The following is a 21415-nucleotide window of genomic DNA, read 5'->3' on the forward strand; positions in this document are numbered from 1 at the left end:
GGGCAAACTCCACAGCAGATCGCGATCACAACAAATCACAATGCATCGCGATCTTCATCAAGTCCGCAAGACTTTCGGCTTGCAGTTTTTCCATGATGCGCGCCCGGTGCGCATCGACGGTGCGGTTGCTGACCTTCAATATCTTCGCCGACTCTTTATTCGAATGGCTGCTGATGATCAGTTGCAGGACCTCCATCTCGCGCGGCGTCAACTGCGCCAGGCGGTGTTGAATGTCACTCCTCACGGCCCGTTCGGTGCGGGCATAAATGTCCTTGCTGATGCCTTCCTCGAGACGTTCGAGCAAGACGCTGTTTTCGAAAGGTTTCTCCAGAAAATCGATGGCGCCGGCCCGGAAGGCTTTCGCGGAATCGGCCACTTCGGCATGGCCGCTGATGAAAATGATCGGAATATTGATGTCGCGTTTGCTGAGTTCCTCTTGCAGTTCAAGACCGCTCATAGACGGCATGCGCACATCCAGCAGCAGACAGCCCGGCCGGCTGTGATCGTAACGGTCCAAAAATTCGTGCGCGGATTCAAAACTTTGAATATTGAAGCCGGCAGTTTCGATCAACAGCGTCAAGGCATCACGGATCGCAAATTCATCGTCCACCAGATACACGATCGCGTTGCTTTGCTCATAACTCATTGGTCTGCTCCTTCGACGGCAAGGTAACATAAAAGGTGCAGCCTTTTCCGGGCTGGCTGTTGAAACGTAATGCACCTTGATGCGCCTCGACCAGGGAACGACTGATCGACAGCCCCATGCCCATGCCGTTTTTTTTGGTCGTGTAAAAAGGCGTCATGATCTTCGGGCGATCGGCATTGGAAATACCCGGCCCGTTATCCTTGACCCTGATTTCGACACCGTGGTGATCGTCCAACTGCGTGCGTATCACCAGGCGGCTCGGATGATCCTGCGGCATATCCTGCATCGCTTCGATCGCGTTTCTGAGCAAATTCAACAGCACCTGCTCTATCTGCACTTCATTGATATAGACCAATGGCAAATCCTCCGCCAGTTCCAAATCGAGGGTGATATTTTGCAGTTTGACCTCGGTCCCGCACATACCGATGCAATCCTTGATCAGCTGATTGATGCTGGCCGCTTTCCGCGTGGTGGTTTTCGTGCGGACAAAATCGCGCATACGATGGATGATCTGCCCCGCGCGCAGCGCCTGTTGATGCGTTTTGGCGAGAATGCCGGCCAGCTTCACCGTATCGGGAGTCGGCGTCGTCAACAGGCTTAAGCTCACCTCAGTATAGGCGACGATCGCGGTCAGTGGCTGATTGACCTCATGCGCGATACCCGACGCCATTTCCCCCATCAAGCCCAAGCGGGTCACGTGCGCGAGTTCTTCCAGATGCTGGCGGTTTTCCCGTTCCTGCCGCTTCCGTTGCCGGATGTCGCGCAGAATACCGGTAAAAAAAACCTCGCTGTCGATCATAAACTCGGCCACAGACAAATCCAGCGGCACGGTCGAGCCGTTCTTGTGCAAGCCCTCGACTTCGCGGCCGATGCCAATGATTTTAGAAATACCGGTCTCGATATGATTTTTTAAGTACTGATCGTGCTGCACGGCATGACCAAACGGCATCAGCATATTGACGTTGCGCCCGACCAATTCCTCCTCGGTGTAGCCGAGTATCACGTTGACCGCCGCATTCGCGGTCACCACAATCCCGTGCCGGTCTATCGTGACGATGCCTTCGGCCGCGGCGTTGAAAATCGAGTTGAGCCGGGCCTCCCGCTCCCGCAAGCGCTGCTTCGATTGCTTGAGCGCGTCGATATTCTGCTGCAGCGCGAGGTTACTTTCGGTCAACTCCTTGGTCTGCTCGATCAATTTTTGCTCCAGCATCCTAATTTTGTCCTCAGACGCCTGCAAGTTTTTTTGCGCAGTTGAGAGTTGATTGAACAGCTCGGCGCTACTCGGCAAAAAATCATCCATGATCGTTTCGCAAGGCTCATCGGCGCCTGATTGGCAGCTTTCGGGGTTCATGAACGAAATTCGAGTTAATGATTAGCAAAAAAGATGTCTGCAAATTTTACGCACTTTTCAATAGATTACCAAAACCGACCCGTTTTAGCGAAACAGATCCATCATTTTTTTATTTCGCGCCCGATTGCGCGTTAGCCGTCATGCGCGGCGCCATTCGCTCGGCATTGTATCGATGAAGCCTTATTGCTAGACACATCAAAAATATTATTTTAACTAGACTATGATATAAGAAATAAGCCCATGATCCTGGTTGCTTGAAATCAAGGCGCGGTTTATTCGAAAAAACCTCAAAAGCGATATAGGTATTTGTACGAATTGTCGGGCATCCACTTTCGTTGATAGCATAAAAAGCTGATCATTGAAACTTCAGGAGACTCCGATGAATACGCAAGTTAACGACCTGAGTTGTGACGCGAGCGGAGAAATGACTCCGGACAAATTCAGAGAGATGGTCGAGGAAAGGGCCTACTTTAAAGCGGAACGGAGAGATTTTGCAAGTGGACATGAACTGGATGACTGGCTTGAGGCCGAACAAGAAATAAGCAACCAATGCCGCTATTGGTTAGCGGATAACGACTCATCCTAATTACAAAACATTATTCAATCCATCTGAACAACGCAACGGGGCACACCATGAAACGTAATCTCCATATCAACAATGCCGGCGCCTACACGCCGGAAAAACGCACACGCTGCATAGCCTTTCATGAAGCCGGCCACGCCGCCGCAATTTATTTGATCAACCGGGCACGCGAAATACCTCCGCATTTATTCAACCTCCGATTCAATGAAGCTAACGCGGATGCCGCCGCGGACTTCCACGCCGCTTATGAAAATTATATCGCCTGCGTAGAGGGCGGCCTCCTGCTGCATGGGCTGCCGCCGACTCTGGACGATCTGCAACACCTGCCGAGAGAAACCGGCCATGATTGGATTCAAACGCAGGAAGACTTGCTGAATGCCTTTGAAGCCGATGTGATCAATCTGTTCGCCGGGCCTTTAGCCGAAGCCAAATATGTCGCCGAAACCGATGGCGAGGTCTTTACGCACCGACTGATCGACCCGCCCGCACTCGGAAATTACGGCGGCACTTTCGACCTGGCGCTGATTGAGGACTATTTGCGCAGTTATTCCGCCGATCACCGAGAGCGCGACCGCAAACTGCATCAATTACATCAGACCGCATTCCATTTCATCAATAATTACCATAATTGGCGAGCCATCTCCAAACTTGCGGACTATATACTCGCGTCCGGAAAAAATACGATTTGCTACGAGGAAGTCGAGGCCATTTTGGCGGGAAAATGAAAGCTCCTGTTTCGGTTTTTCAAATCGAAAAATTAAAATAAAACGCAACATCATGACTGTCTATTGTTCGATCATCGATGCCGATTGATAAAAGACTGGCGCCGCTCTATCTGGATAAAATAACCCACCCCAGGAAAACCTCATGGAAAAGCCCGAAAATGCTATAGTGAAATTATTGACTACCCTGCTAAACCAATTTTTGCACGTATTAAAAAGTTTCTTGGCGAGCATACTGAGTTTATTTTCCAACAAGAAGCCGCCGGTCGATCTTCATAAACCGCCGGACATTGACCCGAAGCAAAAAAAAATCATCATTTTTACACTCGCCTTCATTCTGCTTCTGCTCGCGTTTAACAACCTGCAGGAAATCCGCCAGGGCGAAATGCCGTTCAGTCAGTTTCTGACGCTGGTGCAGGAAGGCAAGGTCGACAAAGTGGTCGTCTCCGAGCATTACATCAGCGGCGTGACCAAGCCCGAAAGCGGGGAAAGCACAGGCAAACCGTTCATGACCGTGCCGCTCTGGCAAACCGATCTGGCCGAAATGCTGGCGAAGAACAAGGTCGATTTCGTGGTCAGAAGCGGCGACAATTGGCTGTCCAACCTGATTTTCAACTGGATCATTCCGATCTTCATCTTCATGTTCATCTGGTCATGGCTGCTCCGCCGCACGACCGCTGCCGGTCCGCAGTCGTTTCTGAATATCGGCAACAAAGCCCGCATCCATCAGGATACGCAGCCGAAAATCACCTTCAAGGATGTGGCCGGGGCTGACAGCGCCAAGCAGGAGCTCGGCGAATCGATCGACTTCCTGAAAAATCCGGAAAAGATTCAGAAGCTCGGCGGACGCATGCCGAAAGGCGTGCTGCTGGTCGGCCAGCCCGGTACCGGCAAAACCTTGCTCGCGCGCGCGGTTTCCGGCGAGGCAGGGGTGCCATTCTTTAATATCAGCGCTTCCGAATTTATCGAACTGTTCGTCGGCGTCGGTGCGGCGCGCGTGCGCGAGTTGTTCGAGCAGGCGCGCAACAAGGCACCCTGCATCATCTTTATCGACGAACTTGATGCGATCGGCCGCTCGCGCGGCGGACCGGCCGTGATGGGCGGACATGACGAACGCGAACAGACGTTGAACCAACTGTTGACCGAGTTGGACGGCTTCGATACTTCGGTCGGCGTAGTCGTGATGGCGGCAACCAACCGCCCCGAAATCCTCGACAAGGCACTGCTGCGCTCGGGCCGTTTCGACCGCCAGATCGTCGTCGACAAGCCCGACTTGCTGGACCGGATCGAAATCCTGAAGCTGCACACTCGGAAGATGCCGCTTGCGAAAGACATCGATATTTCGGTGGTCGCCAAGCGTACACCCGGCTTGGTCGGCGCGGACCTCGCCAATATCGCGAACGAAGCCGCGATTATGGCGACCCGCAGCGGCCATAAGCAGGTCGAAATGCAGGACTTCGAAGCCGCGATCGACCGCATTCTGGCGGGCCCCGAAAAGAAAAACCGCGTGTTGAATACCGAGGAAAAGCGCCGCGTCGCCTACCACGAAGCCGGACACGCCTTGGTCGCCGAAATCGTGCCGACCGGCCAGCCGGTGCATAAGATTTCGATCATTCCGCGCGGCGTGTCGGCCTTGGGCTTTACCCTGCAGCTGCCGGTCGAGGAGAAATTCCTATCGACCGAAGACGAACTGAAGGACCAGATTGCGATCCTGCTCGGCGGCCGTATCGCCGAGGAAACGATTTTGGGCAGTATTTCGACCGGCGCGCAAAACGACCTCGAAAAAGCGACCGAAATCGCGCGTAACATGGTCTGCAGCCTCGGCATGAGCAAAAAACTCGGCCCCTTGGTTTACGGCAAGCGCCAGCAGTTGCAGTTCTTGGAAACCGAAATCTCCGAATACCGCAACTACAGCGACATCACAGCGAGCCTGATCGATGCCGAAATCAAGATGCTGGTCGAGGAAGGCGAAAGCCGGGCGCGTGAAATCCTGACCGTGAACCGGCCGATGCTCGAAAAGCTGGCCAACTTGCTGCAGGAAAAAGAAGTGATCAACAGAGAAGAAGTGACCGCCCTGCTGGGCAAATAACTTTTCTTCACCCGGCCCAAAACACCGTACAAACGGCGCCTTGGGCCGTCCTCTCGAAACTACTCCACTTCCGTTCCGTTCGCACCGCCGTTTGCGGTCAGCGATGCAGCCAAATGGACGCCGAAAACCGACTTAAGCGCGGCGGTGTGATTTGCTCCTCCGCATCCGGGCGTACCTTGCGTTATCTGAGACGGGGTATTGCGCTTAATCCGGCAAAATGATTCCCCGCAAAACGTGATCGTGGATTCATATCAAAACACTCTTCGCCAGCGCATAAAATTTCTTCCGCTCATCGATGCCGTTTAACCCGCCATTAATCGTAATACTGATGAATTCGACCGGAGAAACGTCATGGACCTGCTTTTTATATTTTTTCTTCAAAATATCCCTATCGGCTTGATTGGCCGGGTCGTTCAAATGCCGGGAAGTCCAATATTCGCAGGCGCTCCAGACCGCATATTCCGGCTGTTCGAGTAATTCGGGGGAATTAATGAACAAATCATCCTGCCCTTTCTTGAGACCCAATTCTAAATAATTCGCGCGCCCGGTGGTTTGAAAGATGCCCCGGCCCTTGAATCTGGGACCATCGCCTGCGTGCGTATTGCCCAAATCCTTGCGTCCCTCATAGGCATTGCCCGACGCATACTCTTCAAGCGTTCGAAAATGGTCGGTTTCGTGGCAGGCCTGGGCCAAAAAGTGCGCGTATTCGTTCGGCGTATCAATCTCGTAATCAGGGCAGATCTTATTGATCCAAGCCGCCAGATCGGCCATCAGAGGCGTGGGTTTCCCCGCAATGGCGGCCAAGTGTTCTTCGGTAATGATAAAAGCCATAAATAACTCCTCGAGCAAAGCAAAATCAGTTGTCTTCTTAGCCGGTGTTGCGTCCCGGATTTGGTTGCGTTGAAAACCGTAGCGGCGGCTCTAAAATTCCCCCTGCTCGTCACTCTGATTTCACTATCAAATCATCGGAAAGCCCATGCATTCCAATAATGACCCCAAAAGTCACTCTCTCCATTTGCTGGCTGGATTTGAAAAACTCGCCCTAACGATCACTATCTAGCGTTTTCCATATTACTCCTTTTCACCCCGTTTACAAAAATAAACGTCCGCACTCGCTTTTTCAGAATCCAGACGCCAAATCCTGGACATTTCGTCAAATGCCGTTGCCGGCAACGAACAGGTCCGAGTCAAATCCGATTGCCCCTCATTCGACCTTGATCGTGCTCATCATGCCGGCTTCGGCAAAGGCTTTCCGGCCGCGAATGCCGAGAAAGAAATCCACCCTGTCAGCAGAATGGCATAGGCCGATACGGACAGCTTCCCTGCCCCGCTGAAAACAAACAGGATGAATTTGAGCCAACGCTGGCAAGTCCAATCGGCAGACGCACGCCCGGTTCCAAACCTGAACTGCCGAAGCTATCGATTAGCCAACACTGGAGCCAACATGACAGACAATTCCGATTCGTCCGCGCCGAACAAATGGTCCGCCAAGGTCACCCGCGAAAGCAATGCGCTGAGCCTCGAAAAAGGCGTCTTCACCTGGAAAGATCCGCAGCGCATCGCCGAGTCGCTGCGGGATTCGGCCGAAGCCAGTTTCCGCCGCAAGGCCGAGCCGTTCCGCTCGGCGATGTCGATGCTGGTTTTTTATATCAACCGCGCCGGCAACAATCTGGCCACGGAACAGCGGCAAACTCTCGAACAGGCGAAACAGGCGCTACGCAAGTTATACGGAAAAAATTGACAGGCATCGGAGAAAACTTTTCTTCTTGTTTATTATTTTAATGGCGATAGTTTTGTATCGCTACTAAATAATAGGGCAATTGACTCGCCGGGCCAAAAGAAGCGTTTACTCCTTTTCGTCTTCGCCCAATTCTGCAAATACATTGAAAAATTGCTTGGCCGTCCTGCCGCTTTTCGCGGCGCGTTGTTGCGCGAAATCCATCGCCTTTTGGTGCAAAACCTCACGGTCGCCGTCGTAAGCCGGGAAATAGCTGTCCACGATAGCCAGGTAGTTCTGAGTCGAATGCGGATAAAACGCCAGCCATAGCCCGAAACGGTCCGAAAGCGAAATCTGTTCCTCGACCGTATCGGAATAATGCACCTCGTCATCCACCAAACGGGTATCGAGGTTGTCGCGCATTCGCTCCGGCAGCAAATGCCGGCGATTCGACGTCGCATAAACCAGCACATTCTCCGGCGGCAGCTCGATCGAGCCTTCGAGCACGCTTTTCAGCGACTTGTAGCGACTGTCCTGCGTTTCGAACGACAGATCGTCGCAATAAATAACGAAGCGCTGCGGCTGCTCGCGGATTTCATCGACGATCTCCGGCAGATAAACCAGATCCTGTTTATCCACTTCAATGATGCGAAGACCCGCCTCCCGATATTCGTTCAAGAGCGCCTTGATCAGCGACGACTTGCCGGTGCCTCTCGCCCCCCAAAGCAAGGCATTATTGGCCGGCTTTCCGGACAGGAAGCGCTCGGTATTCTCGCTCAATTGCGCTTTCTGTTTGTCGATGCCAACCAAATCCCCGAGCCGGATCGCGTCCAGGCGCGCGACCGGACGCAAATAGCCCTTGTGCTGCCGCCAGACTGCGGCGTAAGTCGTGTGCCAATCGATGCTCATGATTTCCTCGAAACGGAATTCTACTAACGGGGCAATGTTGTCTAACTCAACTTTCCAAATGATATTGGACGATTCGATCCACCTCGTTTTTCGAGCCCAATATCACCGGCACGCGCTGATGCAGGCCTTGCGGCTTCACGTCGAGCATGCGTTCGCGGCCGGTCGTGCAGGCGCCGCCGGCCTGTTCGACGATGAAGGCGACCGGGTTGGCCTCGTACATCAGGCGCAGTTTGCAAGGCTTCTTGGGGTCGCGGGTATCGTAGGGGTACATGAAGATGCCGCCGCGGGTCAGGATACGGTAGACCTCCGCGACCAAGGAAGCGATCCAGCGCATATTGAAGTTTTTTTCACGGGGACCGTCCTTGCCCTGCACGCATTCGTCGATATAGCGTCTGACCGGTTCTTCCCAGAAACGCTGGTTGGACATGTTGATCGCGAATTCGCTGGTGTCTTCAGGGATCGTCATGTTGCGATGGGTCAGAATGAATTCGCCGATGTCCTGATCCAGGGTAAAGCCGTTCACGCCGTGGCCGGTGGTCAGCACCATCATCGTCGAAGGGCCGTACAATACGAAGCCCGCGCAGACCTGTTCCGCGCCCTTGCGCAGAAAATCCTCAGGCTCGGGGTCGACGCCTTCGCGGCAGCGCAGGATCGAAAAGATTGTGCCGACGGTCAGGTTGATGTCGATATTCGACGAGCCGTCCAGAGGATCGAACAGCACCAGGTATTTACCCTTCGGATATTGCGCCGGAATTTTGATCGGCTCGTCGACTTCTTCGGAAACCATGCCGGCCAAGTGTCCGGTCCAGTCCAGCGCCCCCACCATGATCTCGTTGGTGATGATGTCGAGCTTTTTCTGCACCTCACCCTGCACGTTTTCGGATTCGGCGCTGCCGAGCACGCCGATCAGGTTGCCTCGGTTGACCTTGTGCGAGATCTGCTTGCAGGCGGTCACGATATCGTTCAGCAGCAGCGTAAACGTTCCTGACGTGCCGGGATATTCACGCTGCTGTTCGATCAGGAATTGGGTCATGGTGACTTTATTGGCCATGGACTAGGGGTCTCCGTTGTGATTCGTTTTTTACATTATTATACTCATTCAGGACGCATTATTGCGCCCTAATTCCCGCATCCCGGTTTCATGCTGACAAATTGTCGCGCCAGTTTTACAAACGCCGATTTTATGTTATATTCAGCATGAATGAGAATGATTATTGATAACTTAGTCAATTCAGTACCCAGTTTACTTTGAAGGCCGATTTATGTTGATTGACTTGAAAAAACTTGCCGTTGGCGATTTGGCGAAAATCGTCGGCTTCGACAAAACGGGCAAAGCCTACCGCAAGCGCCTGTTGGCGATGGGCCTGACCCCCGGCACCCAATTCAGCGTCACCCGCTTCGCGCCGATGGGCGATCCGGTTGAAATCCGCCTGCGCGGTTTTTCCCTGACCTTGCGTAAAGACGAAGCTGCGGTACTCCAAATCGAGAAGATTTGATGGCCGCCGATTTCACGGTCGGCGTGGTCGGCAATCCGAATTGCGGCAAGACCACCCTGTTCAATGCGCTGACCGGCGCCAAGCAGCACGTCGGCAACTGGCCCGGCGTGACCGTCGAAAAAAAAACAGGCGAATATGCCTTTGAAGGCAAGACCATCGAACTGGTCGATTTGCCCGGCACTTATTCGCTCGAAGCCTCCGACGATCAGGTTTCACTCGACGAAAAAGTCGCCCGCGATTTCGTCGCGGCCAGGGAAGCCGATCTGATCGTGAACATCGTCGATGCCTCGAGTATCGAGCGCCATCTGTATCTGACCTCGCAGTTGATCGAGATGCGCACGCCGATGATCTTGGTGCTGAACATGATGGACGCGGTCAAACAGCGCGGCATCAAGATCGATATGGCCTACCTCGCCGAACGCCTGGGTTGCCCTGTCGTACCGATCGTCGCCTCGACCAAGCAGGGTATCGACGCGCTCAAAAAAGCGGTCAATCAGGCGGCGGCCGCGAAGCCGACGCCCAATTTGAACATCGCCTATGCGCCCGCATTGGAGTTAGCGATAGCCGATCTCGCCCCCCTCTTGCGGGAGACCGCGCGGCTGCATCGCTGCGACTTGCGCTGGCTCTGCGTCCGCCTTCTCGAAGACGATACACTGGCCCAAAAGATCGCAGGCCCCACGCTGACCGCAACCGTCAACACCTTGCAACGCCGAATCGAACAGAAAACCGATGACGAGATCGACATCCTGGCCGCCGATGCGCGCTACGGCTTCGTGAATCAACTGACCCAGGGTGCAATCTTCAAAGAGAACGAAGTCAGCCGGCATCTATCCGAAAAGATCGACAGCATCGTCTTGAACCGCTTCCTGGGCATTCCGGTGTTTCTCTTGGTCATGTACGCGATGTTCATGTTCACGATCAACATCGGCAGCGCCTTCGTCGATTTCTTCGATCAGGCCGCCGCCGCGTTGCTCGTCGACGGTCTGGGCGTGGCGCTGACCGGTTGGGGCCTGCCCGACTGGCTGACCGTATTGCTCACCCAGGGCATCGGCGGCGGCATTCAGGTCGTCGCGACCTTCATCCCGATCGTCGGCTTTTTGTTCCTGTTCTTGTCCGCGCTCGAAGACTCGGGCTACATGGCGCGCGCCGCCTTCGTGATGGACCGCTTCATGCGCATGATCGGCCTGCCCGGCAAATCGTTCGTGCCGATGATCGTCGGCTTCGGCTGCAATGTGCCCGCGATCATGGCGACGCGGACGCTCGAAAACCCGCGCGATAGGATTCTGACCAACCTGATGAATCCCTTCATGTCCTGCGGCGCGCGGCTGCCGGTTTATGCGTTGTTCGCGGCCGCGTTCTTTCCGGTCAACGGCCAGAACCTGGTCTTCGGCCTGTACCTCTTAGGCATCGGCGTCGCGGTGCTGACCGGCCTGATCATGCGCCATACGCTGTTCAAGGGCGAAGCCTCGCCGTTCATCATGGAATTGCCGGTCTATCACCTCCCTACCCTGCGCGGCATGCTGATCCGCACCTGGGACCGACTCCAGTCGTTCCTGTTCAATGCCGGCAAGGTGATCGTGCCGATGGTGCTGGTGCTGAATTTTCTGAATGCCTTGGGCACCGACGGCAGCTTCGGCCGCGAAAACAGCGATAAATCGGTGCTCAGCGAAATCGGCCGCGGCCTGACGCCGGCATTTGAACCAATGGGCATCAAGAGCGACAACTGGCCGGCGACGGTCGGCATTTTCACCGGCGTGCTCGCGAAAGAAGCGGTCGTCGGCACCCTGAATGCCTTGTATAGTCAGATGGGAGCCGCGGCTGCCCCGCCTGCAGAAGATGAAGCATTCGACCTGAAAGGTGCCTTACTGGGTGCGCTTTCGACCATTCCCGAAAACCTGGCCGGCATTGCGAATAAACTGCTCGATCCTTTGGGCCTGAACGTCGAGGTGGCTAGCAGCGAACTCGAAGTCGAAACCGGCGCCTATGCCGCGATGCAGCACAGCTTTGACGGCGAGGCCGGCGCCTTCGCCTACCTGCTGTTCATCTTGCTGTATGCCCCCTGCGTCGCCGCGACCGCCGCGATCTACCGCGAAACCAATCGCGGCTGGACCGTGTTCGTGCTGCTCTGGACCACCGGCCTCGCTTACATGACCGCAACGATTTTTTATCAGGCGATGACGTTCGCCGGACACCCGGCCGATTCGCTGGCCTGGATCATCGGCCTGACCGTCGTGTTTGCCGGCGTGATCGCCGGCTTGTGGTGGTACGGCAAACAATCCGGCCCGACCATCGACAAGGGAGCCGCCATTGATCCTGTCTGACCTGCGCAATTACATCAGGGAACAGCGCCGCGTCGCGCTGATCGATCTGGCCAATCATTTCAACGTCGATGCCGACGCCCTGCGCGGCATGCTCGGCAAGTGGATCAGCAAGGGGAACCTGCGCAAACTGCCCTCGGGCACTGCCTGCGGCGGCGGTTGCTGCAAATGCGATCCGGCGTCGATCGAGCTTTATGAGTGGGTTGATAAAGTATAAAACTTTGGCTTGAACTGATCGATTCAAAAACCAGTTTTAGATTGAGCCTATTGGCCATTAAGCAAAATCGGTATCAGAGAAGTCTAGCGGGTATCGCATGGATGCCAACTGCGAAGCCGTTAGAATTTTACGGGTGTTTCCCCATCCCGGCTGCCAGTAACCTGAGAAATTATGCAAGGGTATGCCCATGAGCTTGCCTAACAAGGTATAGGCTGTGTTACTGTTGATGTTGGCCAAACCCAGAATGGCAAAAGGCGTGTAAGGCACTTCGAGACTATTCAGATACGGAAGAGCTTTTACGGCATTATCCCATCGGGCTAATATCACCTCCGGGTTTCCGGAAAACATCCGCTTGAATTTTTGATCGTCCCTGATGAAGTTCAAATCGTATGCCGGGTTTGAGTCGAATAAGCGGGCGCGCGGCCCAAAGTGATAAAACTTCAGCTTATCGCCAAAAGTACCGATCGGTTTTATTTTGTTTTCAGAATTCGTTGCCAATCCATGCAATTGACCTAAAACATTCCCATTTTCATCCCTTAAGACCCAGAAATCATGCGCGGCTAACCCCATGATATCGTAAGCACGCGCTTCTATCGCATAACGAATTTCAGACATGTTTTTTTTCATAGCTGTAAGCTACTTAATGACAAATGCCACCCCGAAGCTGAAGATGGAAAATATTTTGAACGATCAAACTCAGGCGGGTGAAAAGGTGGGCTCCATCGAGGCTACTTTCTGATCTCCCAGGCGCAGGTCAAAAATGCAGCACTTTCGCTCAAGCAAGCCATCAATCCCCAAATCTATGGCAGATCCGCTCTACGGGTTGATTATCAATCAGGCTCTGCCAAAATTAACCGGATGGTTTCAATTGTCATCATCAGCGTTGTCGCCTGTAAAGAGGACTCCACGAAACCGCGCGGCAGATAAAACTGTTTGGCTGGGTCATTAGGGCGTGAACCAGCATGGCGAACACTCCGGCATCGCCGGAGACGTTGACTGCCCGCAGCATCGCATCGCGCAGCAATGCCTGACCGATGCCCCTATTGTATTGTGGTAACGCTTGTCGACGGCGAGCCTGCCCAACAGAAGGATCGGCAACGGGTCAGGCATGTTTCGCCGCATCGCCTTTGGCGCGGCTTCGTGGCATATGGCGCCTGCAGATAAACTGTAGTAGCCGATGACGTCCGTGCCGGAACACACCACGAAACAGCGTGAAGCGCCAGTTGCCTGTTTTTTTAATGCTCGCTTTTTAAGCCACGCGTTTAGGGAAGGCTCGCCACTACTGTCGAAATTGGTTGACTGGTGATCGGCCGTAAGCGGCGAGGGCGGCTTGAGATTTAATCCAGTCATTTATCCCAAGGTGCTTTTGTCTTCAGCAGCCGGCGTAATTTATCGGTCGGTGGCAGAGGTTGGTCGAGAAGCGCCTGAAATTTGGCAAAGGTGTCCGTATCGACCGAGAAAAAAGCTTGCTCTAACAAGACCTCTTCCGCTTCACGGCAGGCGGCTTCAAGCATAAAATCAGACCGGCTCCGACCTAGACGACTGGCTGCTTGATCGATCAGATCGCGTTGCTTAGCCTTGGCGCGGATATTGATGGAAACGGCTTCTTTGGATTGTCTCTGTGGCATGGTCATATTTCAGGGTATATCTCTGTTCAATGTACAATTTTGTATAGAAGGTTGCAACACAAAGTGATTCCGATCGAGACTACGGACTGATCACTTTCATTGCGCCAACCCCTGCTTCAACTCCTCCCAAACTGGACTAGTCTTAATGGAGATTTTCCATCAAGATGAGTCAAGCAATGTCTGAACAGCAAGCCCCAATCCATATCGGCTATTTATCCGAAGTCCGCGGCGACGGCATGGACGCCCGCATCGCCGAGGAACACGCCAGCGAGTTGCCGATCATTAAAATCGGCAACGAAGAAATTCTGGCCGGCCATATCGGCTCGTATGTGGTGATCCGCCAGGCCACTATCGGCGTACTGGCGCTGGTGTTCAAAATTTGGGAAAAAGACCGCTATAACGGCGACGGCGCGCGCCAGTCGGACCGTTTCATTTCGCTAATCCCGGTCGGCGAGATTCAGGACAACGGCCAGTTCGTGCGCGGCGTGCGCCATTATCCGACGCCCGGCGCGAAGGTTTATGCGGTCGGACTCGACGAAATCAACGCGATTTTTTCGAAATTCCGCGAATATCAGTTTTACATCGGCCAGTTGTCGACGCACAAGGATTATCATCTGAGTTTAGATCCGCGCGCGCTGTTCGGCCGCCATTTCGCGATTCTCGGCCAGTCCGGCTCCGGCAAGTCCTGGACTGTGACCAGCCTGATCCAGAATACGATCCGGGCAATGCCGAGAACCCATCTGATCATGCTCGATCTGCACGGCGAATATTGCTGGAAGGACGCAGACGGCGTAGTGCAATCGGCATTTCCGGACGACATGGTCAATTACATCGACGCGATGGAAATGGAGATGCCGTACTGGATGATGACCTATGCCGAACTGGTCGACCTGTTCATCGACCGCAGCGACAGCGGCGCGACGATCCAGATGTCATACATGCGCGAAATCCTGCAGCAGCTCAAACGCAAGGAGGCCAAGAAGATCGGGCTACAGGCCGTGTCGATCGATACGCCGATCTATTTCTCGCTGGCCGAAATGTATATGCAGTTCAAGGCCGCGAACGAGGAAAGAAAGGATTTTGGCAAGACCCAGGGCGCGTTGTTCGGCCAGTTCGACGAATTCCTGATCCGGATGCAGAGCCGCTTCAACGATGTGCGCTATGACTTTCTGCTGAAACCCAAACGCCGGAACAACTCCGAAAGCATGGCCGAGTTGCTGCGCGAGTTTGTCGGCCTGGGCGAAAAAAAAGGCAATATCACGGTCGTCGATTTAAGCTCGGTGCCGACCGACGTCAGGCCGGCGGTGTCCGCACAGGTCGGCCGCCTCGCCTATGAATTCAACTACTGGAATCCGCACCGGCGCGAATTCCCGATCACGCTGATCTGCGAAGAAGCGCATGCCTACATTCCGCGCGAAAAAGGCGGCCAGTTTGAAGGCACCAAGAAAATGATGGAGCGGATCGCCAAGGAAGGGCGGAAATACGGCGTGTCGATCGGCGTGGTCAGCCAGCGTCCGACCGAACTGTCCGAAACGATGCTGGCCCAGTGCAGCTCGTTCATTTGCCTGCGCACCACTAACCCGGACGACCAGGCTTATATCCGCGGCCTGGTGCCGGAAGCGGAAGGCGACCTGACCGATATTCTAACTTCGCTCGGCCGCGGCGAGGCGCTGGTCGTAGGGGAAGCCGCGCCGCTGCCGACGCGGGTGCAGATTTACCGGCCCAACCCGGAACCGAAGAGTAACGACGTCGATTACTTCACCGGCTGGCGCGAAGGCAAAGTCGATCTCGACGTGGAAGACATCGTCAATTTGTGGCGCACACAGACGCGGAAGTAAATCCTAAAACGAAACCTTTCTTACTGATATATCGCAATATTTTTCTGACAAATGCGGATTAAACCGATATGATAGAAGTTTTTATTTTTATAGGGTTACAACATGCAAGTAGCTAACAATATGGCGGTTTCGATCCACTATACGCTGACCAATGACGAAGGCGAAGTGATCGATAGCTCCATCGGTAGCGACGCTCTGGTCTATCTGCACGGCAAAGGCAACATCATTTCCGGACTCGAACAAGCATTGGCCGGCAAAGAGGTCGGCGAACAATTCACCGTGCGGGTTCCTGCCGAAGACGCTTACGGCGAATTCATGCCTGAACGGGTGCAGGTGATTCCGCGTTCGATGTTTGAAGGCGTCGACCAACTCGAAGTCGGCATGCAGTTTCATGCCGATGTCAGCGCGGGCCCCGGCATCGTCGCGATCGTGGATATCGACGGCGATGATATCACGATCGACGGCAACCATCCGCTGGCGGGCATGCCGTTGACCTTCGATGTCGAAATCGTCGATGTCAGAGAGGCTACGCGCGAAGAGCTGGAGCATGGCCATATTCACGGCGCCAGCTGCGATCATTAAGCGAAAACAACGCTAGCTTGCAGGATGCGCCGACCCAGTCTGTCGCATCCTGCGTCTTCGATTGAATAGCTGGAAGCCGGCTGAGTTTCCCGATTCCAGCAAAATACACCGCTTTTAAAACTTCTCTCGATAGCCCCTAGAGAGAAGGAGCGAATCGCTCGCTCCTTACCCCAGCACCCAAGTACGTATGATTCCAGACATCCCGGAATCAATAGGCTTCAAAGACTGTCGTTGCTTACCTTACCACTCACATTCGACTGTAAAAGCCGATGCTTCGTCGAAACAGTCTGATTGAATTGAAAAAACGGTAGGGATTTTGGTAAACCGCTGACGGTTAGCCGGAAATTTCAAATTCGCCGGCAGAGCTGTCCACACGATCCCGCAATTCCTTGCCGGGTTTGAAATGCGGAACATATTTCTTAGACAGAGCAACCGATTCGCCGGTTTTAGGGTTACGCCCCATGCGCGGCGGACGCATATGCAGTGAAAAACTGCCAAAGCCTCTGATTTCGATCCGGTCACCGGTTGACAGGGCGTGGTTCATTTTTTCGATGATGCATTTGACCGCCAGTTCGACATCCTTGATTGCCAGATGCGGCTGCTGTCTGGCCAATGCTTCGATTAACTCGGATTTTGTCACATTCAATCCTGCGAAAAATTAATAACATGAATGGGACGCGCCAGACGGCGCGTCCCGGATCGATGGTGTTTATTTTTCAATTTGCTTGAACAGGTCACCCAACGTCGGCGTAGCCGATTGTTGTGTGTAATCCTTAAGGGCGGTTGACTCTTCGTCCTGATCCTTCGCTTTGATCGACAAAGAAATTGACTTGCTCTTCTTGTCCACACCGATGAATTTGGCTTCGATCGTTTCGCCTTCTTTCAACAGCGTGCGCGCATCTTCGACGCGGTCGCGTTGAATTTCGGAAGCACGGATATAGCCTTCGACATAGTCGGCCAGCGTCACGACCGCACCTTTCGCATCGACTTCCTTAATCACGCCTCTGACCAGGCTACCTTTTTCATGGGTCGCCAGGAAGTTTTGGAACGGGTCTTGCTCCAGTTGCTTGATGCCCAAAGAGATACGTTCACGCTCTGGATCGACAGCCAAGATGACCGTTTCGATCTCGTCGCCTTTCTTGTAGTCGCGTACCGCGGTTTCGCCGTCGTCGGCCCAAGAAATGTCGGACATATGTACCAGACCGTCGATGCCGCCATCCAGACCGATGAAGATACCAAAATCGGTGATCGATTTGATCTTGCCCGAAATCTTGTCGCCTTTGTTATGAGTTGCCGCAAATTCATCCCATGGGTTGATTTTGCATTGCTTCATACCCAGAGAAATACGGCGGCGTTCTTCGTCGATTTCGAGGATCATCACTTCGACTTCGTCGCCCAATTGAACGATCTTGGAAGGATTGACGTTCTTGTTGGTCCAGTCCATTTCGGAGACGTGTACCAAGCCTTCGACGCCTTCTTCGATCTCGACGAAGCAGCCGTAATCGGTCAGGTTGTTGACCTTACCGAATACGCGATGGCCGGCAGGATAACGGCGGCCGATGTTTTGCCATGGGTCTTCACCCATTTGCTTCATGCCCAGAGAGACGCGGTTCTTGTCTTTGTCGTATTTCAGAACCTTGACCTTGACTTCCTGGCCGATCTCGACGCATTCGGAAGGATGACGGACACGGCGCCATGCCATATCGGTGATGTGCAGCAAGCCGTCGATGCCACCGAGGTCGATGAACGCGCCGTAGTCGGTCAGGTTCTTCACGATACCGGTCACGACTGCGCCTTCTTCGAGCGTCTTCAGCAATTCTTCTCTTTCGACGCTGTATTCCTTTTCGACGACAGCGCGGCGAGACAGAACGACGTTATTGCGTTTTTGGTCGATCTTAATGACCTTGAACTCGAGGTCGCGATTTTCCAGGAACGCGGTATCGCGGATAGGACGCACGTCGACCAAAGAACCCGGCAAGAAGGCACGCAACGCGCCAACCGCCACGGTGAAACCACCACGGACTTTGCCGTTGATGCGGCCCACAACGGTCTCGCTTTTTTCGAAGGCGTTTTCGAGTTCGGCCCAAGCCTTATTTCTCTTCGCTTTGTCGCGCGACAGAAGAGTAGCTCCCAAGCCGTCTTCGAACAGATCCAGCGCGACTTCGACTTCGTCGCCGATCTGGACTTCCAGTTCGCCATCGTTGTTCAAAAATTGCCACTTCGGAATCACGCCTTCCGATTTGGCATGCGTGCTGACAATGATCATGTCATTTTCAATATCAACAACGGTACCGATCAGCATGTCGCCCGGCGACATTTTGGTCTTGTTTAAACTTTCTTCAAGTAACGCAGCAAAGCTTTCGCTCATTTTGTTTGTATCCCGCCAACCCAAAAACACGGCCGGCATAATTAATGTCAAAGTTGAAAAAAACCGCTAATCTCAGGATTGCGGCCGTTCTTTTAACCCTTGCGGACTAAATTCAGGATTTCCTCGACGACTGAGTCAATCGTCATATCGGAAGAATCGAGATAAAGCGCATCGCTCGCCATCGCGAGAGGGGCCGTTGCCCGTTCCCTGTCGCGGCGATCGCGCTCTTCTATCTCGTTGGTTATTTGTTCTAGGTTAGCATCAATTCCTTTTTCTTTCAACTGTTTATAGCGCCGCAACCCCCTTTCGGAGGCGCTCGCGGTCAAAAACACCTTGAAAGAGGCTTCCGGAAATACGACCGTGCCCATGTCCCGACCATCCGCGACCAAGCCTGGCAACTGCTTGAAATCGCGCTGCTTTTGCAGCAGCACCCGGCGAACGTCGGGAATCGCGGCAACGGTCGATGCGATACTGCCTGTGCTTTCCAATGGAATCTCGGCGGTCACATCAATGCCGCCCAGTCTAACGGCTAACTCCTCGTCGCACTCAAATTCCAATTGCATCGCTTTCGCCACGCCGGCGACCGCGGCTGCATCGGCAAGATCCACACCTTGTTGGGTCACAGCCAGCCCCAGCGCGCGGTAAATCGAGCCGCTGTCCAGATAATGCCAGCCGAGCCTTTTCGCCGCCAGCCGGCTGACCGTGCCTTTGCCGGCGCCGCTCGGCCCGTCGATCGTCAGCACCGGAATCATCATGCCTCCAGGACGCTGATGTCGAGACCGAGCCGTTTAACCAGGTCCTTGAATTCAGGAAACGAGGTATTCACGTTCAGGCAGTCCAGGATCGTGATCGGAGCGTTCGCGCGCAGGCCAGCGATCGAAAACGCCATCGCAATCCGGTGATCGCCGTGCGATTCGACCGTGCCGCCGCCGATCGGGTTCCCGCCTTGAATTACCATGCCGTCCGGAGTCGGCTCGGCATCGACGCCCAAAATCTTGAGGCCGTCGGCCATCACCTGAATCCGGTCCGATTCCTTGACCCGAAGCTCTTCCGCGCCGGTCAGGCGGGTTCGCCCTTCCGCAGAGGCCGCCGCGACAAACAGCACCGGAAATTCATCGATCGCCAGAGGCACCAGTGCTTCCGGAATATCGATGCCTTTTAATTGACTATATTGGACATGCAAATCGGCGACAGGTTCCCCGCCAACGACACGTTCGTTCAAAACTTCGATCTTCGCGCCCATCAATTTCAAGATGTCGATCACGCCGGTACGGGTCGGATTGATGCCGACATGCTTCAAAAGCAGATCGGAACCCGGCGCAATCGACGCGCCGACCAGGAAAAACGCGGCCGAGGAAATATCGCTCGGCACGTCGATTTCGCAGGCGGTCAGCTTGCCGTTCGCATTGATCGTGACCTTGTTGCCTTCTTTTTTGACCGGATAGTTGAAGCCTGACAACATCCGTTCGGTGTGATCGCGCGTCGGCGCCGGCTCGGTCACCGAAGTGTCTCCTTGCGCGTACATGCCGGCCAGCAGCAGGCAGGATTTAACCTGCGCGCTCGCCATCGGCATCGTGTAATCGATGCCCTGCATTTGCCCGGCCTTGCCGGTGATATATAACGGCGCCGTGCCTTTTTCGGTGGTTTTGATCTCCGCGCCCATCGCTTTCAACGGCTCGGTGACCCGCTTCATCGGCCGGCCCGACAGCGACTTGTCGCCGGTCAACACCGAATCGAACGCCTGCCCTGACAAAAGACCGCTGAGCAAACGCATCGAGGTGCCGGAATTGCCGAGATACAATTCTTTTTCCGGCGCTTTTAAACCATGCTTGCCGACGCCGTAAATCGTCAGCTCGCCGTTGACCGGGCCTTCGATCTTGACGCCCATGTCGCGAAACGCCTGCAGGGTCGCCAGCGCATCTTCCGCTTCGAGAAAGCCCTTCACATGGGTGACGCCCTCGGCCAGGGAGCCCAGCATGATCGATCGGTGTGAAACCGATTTATCCCCCGGCACCCGCGCCTCGCCCTGTAAACTGCCGCCCGGATTGACTTTGAAAGTAATGGATTTGCTCATATTAATTTTCTAACTGGTCTAAAAAGCGTTGCCGTGCATTTTTGGCATACGAGAAGGTTTCAAAAAGGCGCCGGCCGTCGTTGTCCGCCAGCAGTTGTTCAATCTTGTCCAATTCGGTCTTCAGCTGATGCAGCAGCGGGATCAACTGGTCTTTGTTCGCCGTGCAGATGTCCCGCCACATGGTCGGGTCGCTCGAGGCGATGCGGGTAAAATCGCGAAAACCGCCGGCCGCGTATTTGAAGATTTCGCACTGTTCGTCTTGCCGCCCGAGCATGTCGACCAGTGCGAACGCGAGCAGATGCGGCAAATGGCTGGTCGCGGCCAATACCGCGTCGTGATGCTCCGCGCTCATCACCGACACCAGCGAGCCGATGCGCTCCCAAAAAATTTGAATTTTGTTCAGTGCGGCAGGTTCGGTATGATCGAGCGGGGTGATGATCAGGCGCCGGCGCAGAAACAAGTCCGGCAGCGCGGCTTCGACGCCGCTGTTTTCGGCGCCCGCGATCGGATGCGCGGGCACCAGATTGCCCGGAACGCGGCCGAACACACGCTCGGCGGCCGCGATCACATTGCTCTTGGTGCTGCCGACATCGCTGTAGACGCAAGCATTCGACCAATACGGTTTCAGCAGAGCAAACACCGATTCGACCGCGCCGACCGGCACCGCGACCACGACTGCATCCGTGCCTTCGAGAGCCAACTCGATATCGAGAAAGTACTCGTCGATCACACCCAGGCGTTTCGCGGTTTCGAGGTTCTGCCGCTCCTGTTCGCGGCCGTAACCGACGATGCTGGCGGCCAGGCCGCAGCTGCGCGCCGCGCGCGCGATCGAACCGCCGATCAGGCCGACGCCGATGATGCAGAGGCGGTTAAACAT

General features: G+C 54.5%; 22 protein-coding genes. 9 read left to right on the top strand and 13 right to left on the bottom strand.

From position 1 onward, the window contains the following. Positions 1-25: 25 nt before the first annotated feature. Positions 26-646, bottom strand: coding sequence for a response regulator transcription factor (locus METLA_RS0111755; protein WP_024298739.1), 621 nt, complete (start codon positions 644-646; stop codon positions 26-28). Continuing rightward, positions 636-1997, bottom strand: a complete 1362-nt coding sequence (locus METLA_RS0111760; protein WP_024298740.1) for a two-component system sensor histidine kinase NtrB — start codon at positions 1995-1997, stop codon at positions 636-638. Before METLA_RS0111760 ends, METLA_RS0111755 begins: the two co-directional genes overlap by 11 nt. A 379-nt stretch (positions 1998-2376) precedes the next feature. Between METLA_RS0111760 and METLA_RS0111765 the strand changes: the two genes are divergently transcribed. The 3 genes from METLA_RS0111765 (at position 2377) to ftsH (ending at position 5391) form a co-directional block, all read left to right on the top strand. Then, positions 2377-2583 carry a DUF2934 domain-containing protein gene (locus METLA_RS0111765; RefSeq protein WP_024298741.1) on the top strand — a complete coding sequence of 69 codons (207 nt, stop codon included), beginning with the start codon at positions 2377-2379 and terminating at the stop codon, positions 2581-2583. Positions 2584-2630: 47 nt separating this feature from the next. Further along, on the top strand, positions 2631-3305 hold the full coding sequence (locus METLA_RS0111770) for a hypothetical protein (RefSeq protein WP_024298742.1): 675 nt from the start codon (positions 2631-2633) through the stop codon (positions 3303-3305). A 142-nt stretch (positions 3306-3447) separates the two neighbouring features. Next, complete coding sequence (ftsH, locus tag METLA_RS0111775) at positions 3448-5391, top strand: ATP-dependent zinc metalloprotease FtsH (protein WP_024298743.1); 1944 nt, start codon at positions 3448-3450, stop codon at positions 5389-5391. A gap of 246 nt (positions 5392-5637) precedes the next feature. Here ftsH and METLA_RS0111780 read toward each other — a convergent pair whose 3' ends face one another. Both METLA_RS0111780 and METLA_RS22960 read right to left on the bottom strand, forming a co-directional pair. Then, on the bottom strand, positions 5638-6222 hold the full coding sequence (locus METLA_RS0111780) for a glycoside hydrolase family 19 protein (RefSeq protein ID WP_024298744.1): 585 nt from the start codon (positions 6220-6222) through the stop codon (positions 5638-5640). 373 nt (positions 6223-6595) lie between these two features. Then, on the bottom strand, positions 6596-6751 hold the full coding sequence (locus METLA_RS22960) for a hypothetical protein (RefSeq protein ID WP_161635406.1): 156 nt from the start codon (positions 6749-6751) through the stop codon (positions 6596-6598). 84 nt (positions 6752-6835) lie between these two features. Here METLA_RS22960 and METLA_RS0111790 point away from each other — a divergent pair, with 84 nt between their 5' ends. Further along, a complete protein-coding gene (locus tag METLA_RS0111790; RefSeq protein WP_024298745.1) occupies positions 6836-7132 on the top strand; it encodes a DUF3175 domain-containing protein in 297 nt (98 codons plus the stop codon). A 105-nt stretch (positions 7133-7237) separates the two neighbouring features. On the opposite strand, the gene METLA_RS0111795 is transcribed toward METLA_RS0111790, so the two are convergent. Both METLA_RS0111795 and METLA_RS0111800 read right to left on the bottom strand, forming a co-directional pair. Next, positions 7238-8017 carry an ATP-binding protein gene (locus METLA_RS0111795; RefSeq protein WP_024298746.1) on the bottom strand — a complete coding sequence of 260 codons (780 nt, stop codon included), beginning with the start codon at positions 8015-8017 and terminating at the stop codon, positions 7238-7240. Positions 8018-8063: 46 nt separating this feature from the next. After that, positions 8064-9068, bottom strand: a complete 1005-nt coding sequence (locus METLA_RS0111800) for a class 1 fructose-bisphosphatase (RefSeq protein WP_024298747.1) — start codon at positions 9066-9068, stop codon at positions 8064-8066. A 211-nt stretch (positions 9069-9279) separates the two neighbouring features. Between METLA_RS0111800 and METLA_RS0111805 the strand changes: the two genes are divergently transcribed. From METLA_RS0111805 to METLA_RS0111815, 3 genes are read left to right on the top strand one after another with little or no spacing between them, the layout of a single operon-like run. Then, the gene (locus METLA_RS0111805) at positions 9280-9513 is read left to right on the top strand and encodes a FeoA family protein (RefSeq protein WP_024298748.1); all 234 of its coding nucleotides are present in this window, start codon (positions 9280-9282) and stop codon (positions 9511-9513) included. Beyond that, positions 9513-11834, top strand: a complete 2322-nt coding sequence (gene feoB, locus METLA_RS0111810) for a Fe(2+) transporter permease subunit FeoB (RefSeq protein ID WP_024298749.1) — start codon at positions 9513-9515, stop codon at positions 11832-11834. The genes METLA_RS0111805 and feoB overlap by 1 nt, the downstream gene beginning before the upstream one ends. Beyond that, positions 11821-12048: a FeoC-like transcriptional regulator gene (locus tag METLA_RS0111815; RefSeq protein ID WP_024298750.1), complete on the top strand. Its 228-nt coding sequence runs from the start codon at positions 11821-11823 to the stop codon at positions 12046-12048. The genes feoB and METLA_RS0111815 overlap by 14 nt, the downstream gene beginning before the upstream one ends. Positions 12049-12105: 57 nt before the next feature. Here METLA_RS0111815 and METLA_RS0111820 read toward each other — a convergent pair whose 3' ends face one another. Together METLA_RS0111820 and METLA_RS0111830 are read right to left on the bottom strand one after the other, a co-directional pair. After that, the gene (locus METLA_RS0111820) at positions 12106-12663 is read right to left on the bottom strand and encodes a hypothetical protein (RefSeq protein ID WP_024298751.1); all 558 of its coding nucleotides are present in this window, start codon (positions 12661-12663) and stop codon (positions 12106-12108) included. Between the two features lie 731 nt (positions 12664-13394). Then, the gene (locus tag METLA_RS0111830) at positions 13395-13676 is read right to left on the bottom strand and encodes a type II toxin-antitoxin system TacA family antitoxin (RefSeq protein WP_024298752.1); all 282 of its coding nucleotides are present in this window, start codon (positions 13674-13676) and stop codon (positions 13395-13397) included. 176 nt (positions 13677-13852) lie between these two features. On the opposite strand from METLA_RS0111830, the gene METLA_RS0111835 reads away from it, so the two are divergent. Beyond that, positions 13853-15514 (top strand): ATP-binding protein, encoded by a 1662-nt coding sequence (locus METLA_RS0111835; RefSeq protein WP_024298753.1) that lies wholly within the window; start codon positions 13853-13855, stop codon positions 15512-15514. A 102-nt stretch (positions 15515-15616) separates the two neighbouring features. Next, on the top strand, positions 15617-16096 hold the full coding sequence (locus METLA_RS0111840; RefSeq protein ID WP_024298754.1) for an FKBP-type peptidyl-prolyl cis-trans isomerase: 480 nt from the start codon (positions 15617-15619) through the stop codon (positions 16094-16096). Between the two features lie 334 nt (positions 16097-16430). Here METLA_RS0111840 and METLA_RS0111845 read toward each other — a convergent pair whose 3' ends face one another. From METLA_RS0111845 to METLA_RS0111865, 5 genes are all read right to left on the bottom strand, one after another. Continuing rightward, a complete protein-coding gene (locus METLA_RS0111845; RefSeq protein WP_024298755.1) occupies positions 16431-16736 on the bottom strand; it encodes an integration host factor subunit beta in 306 nt (101 codons plus the stop codon). Between the two features lie 69 nt (positions 16737-16805). Then, the gene (gene rpsA / locus METLA_RS0111850) at positions 16806-18464 is read right to left on the bottom strand and encodes a 30S ribosomal protein S1 (RefSeq protein ID WP_024298756.1); all 1659 of its coding nucleotides are present in this window, start codon (positions 18462-18464) and stop codon (positions 16806-16808) included. A gap of 92 nt (positions 18465-18556) precedes the next feature. Beyond that, positions 18557-19219, bottom strand: coding sequence for a (d)CMP kinase (gene cmk / locus METLA_RS0111855; protein ID WP_024298757.1), 663 nt, complete (start codon positions 19217-19219; stop codon positions 18557-18559). Further along, positions 19216-20538: a 3-phosphoshikimate 1-carboxyvinyltransferase gene (aroA, locus tag METLA_RS0111860; protein WP_024298758.1), complete on the bottom strand. Its 1323-nt coding sequence runs from the start codon at positions 20536-20538 to the stop codon at positions 19216-19218. Before aroA ends, cmk begins: the two co-directional genes overlap by 4 nt. 1 nt (position 20539) lies before the next feature. Next, positions 20540-21415 (bottom strand): prephenate dehydrogenase/arogenate dehydrogenase family protein, encoded by an 876-nt coding sequence (locus METLA_RS0111865; protein ID WP_024298759.1) that lies wholly within the window; start codon positions 21413-21415, stop codon positions 20540-20542.

It is taken from the genome of Methylomicrobium lacus LW14 (genome assembly GCF_000527095.1).
Classification (GTDB): domain Bacteria; phylum Pseudomonadota; class Gammaproteobacteria; order Methylococcales; family Methylomonadaceae; genus Methylomicrobium; species Methylomicrobium lacus.

Coding starts and splice junctions, on each gene's coding strand:
- METLA_RS0111755 (WP_024298739.1), bottom strand. CDS start 646: ATGAGTTATGAGCAAAGCAACGCGATCGTGTATCTGGTGGACGATGAA.
- METLA_RS0111760 (WP_024298740.1), bottom strand. CDS start 1,997: ATGAACCCCGAAAGCTGCCAATCAGGCGCCGATGAGCCTTGCGAAACG.
- METLA_RS0111765 (WP_024298741.1), top strand. CDS start 2,377: ATGAATACGCAAGTTAACGACCTGAGTTGTGACGCGAGCGGAGAAATG.
- METLA_RS0111770 (WP_024298742.1), top strand. CDS start 2,631: ATGAAACGTAATCTCCATATCAACAATGCCGGCGCCTACACGCCGGAA.
- ftsH (WP_024298743.1), top strand. CDS start 3,448: ATGGAAAAGCCCGAAAATGCTATAGTGAAATTATTGACTACCCTGCTA.
- METLA_RS0111780 (WP_024298744.1), bottom strand. CDS start 6,222: ATGGCTTTTATCATTACCGAAGAACACTTGGCCGCCATTGCGGGGAAA.
- METLA_RS0111790 (WP_024298745.1), top strand. CDS start 6,836: ATGACAGACAATTCCGATTCGTCCGCGCCGAACAAATGGTCCGCCAAG.
- METLA_RS0111795 (WP_024298746.1), bottom strand. CDS start 8,017: ATGAGCATCGATTGGCACACGACTTACGCCGCAGTCTGGCGGCAGCAC.
- METLA_RS0111800 (WP_024298747.1), bottom strand. CDS start 9,068: ATGGCCAATAAAGTCACCATGACCCAATTCCTGATCGAACAGCAGCGT.
- METLA_RS0111805 (WP_024298748.1), top strand. CDS start 9,280: ATGTTGATTGACTTGAAAAAACTTGCCGTTGGCGATTTGGCGAAAATC.
- feoB (WP_024298749.1), top strand. CDS start 9,513: ATGGCCGCCGATTTCACGGTCGGCGTGGTCGGCAATCCGAATTGCGGC.
- METLA_RS0111820 (WP_024298751.1), bottom strand. CDS start 12,663: ATGTCTGAAATTCGTTATGCGATAGAAGCGCGTGCTTACGATATCATG.
- METLA_RS0111830 (WP_024298752.1), bottom strand. CDS start 13,676: ATGCCACAGAGACAATCCAAAGAAGCCGTTTCCATCAATATCCGCGCC.
- METLA_RS0111835 (WP_024298753.1), top strand. CDS start 13,853: ATGTCTGAACAGCAAGCCCCAATCCATATCGGCTATTTATCCGAAGTC.
- METLA_RS0111840 (WP_024298754.1), top strand. CDS start 15,617: ATGCAAGTAGCTAACAATATGGCGGTTTCGATCCACTATACGCTGACC.
- rpsA (WP_024298756.1), bottom strand. CDS start 18,464: ATGAGCGAAAGCTTTGCTGCGTTACTTGAAGAAAGTTTAAACAAGACC.
- cmk (WP_024298757.1), bottom strand. CDS start 19,219: ATGATGATTCCGGTGCTGACGATCGACGGGCCGAGCGGCGCCGGCAAA.
- aroA (WP_024298758.1), bottom strand. CDS start 20,538: ATGAGCAAATCCATTACTTTCAAAGTCAATCCGGGCGGCAGTTTACAG.
- METLA_RS0111865 (WP_024298759.1), bottom strand. CDS start 21,415: ATGTTTAACCGCCTCTGCATCATCGGCGTCGGCCTGATCGGCGGTTCG.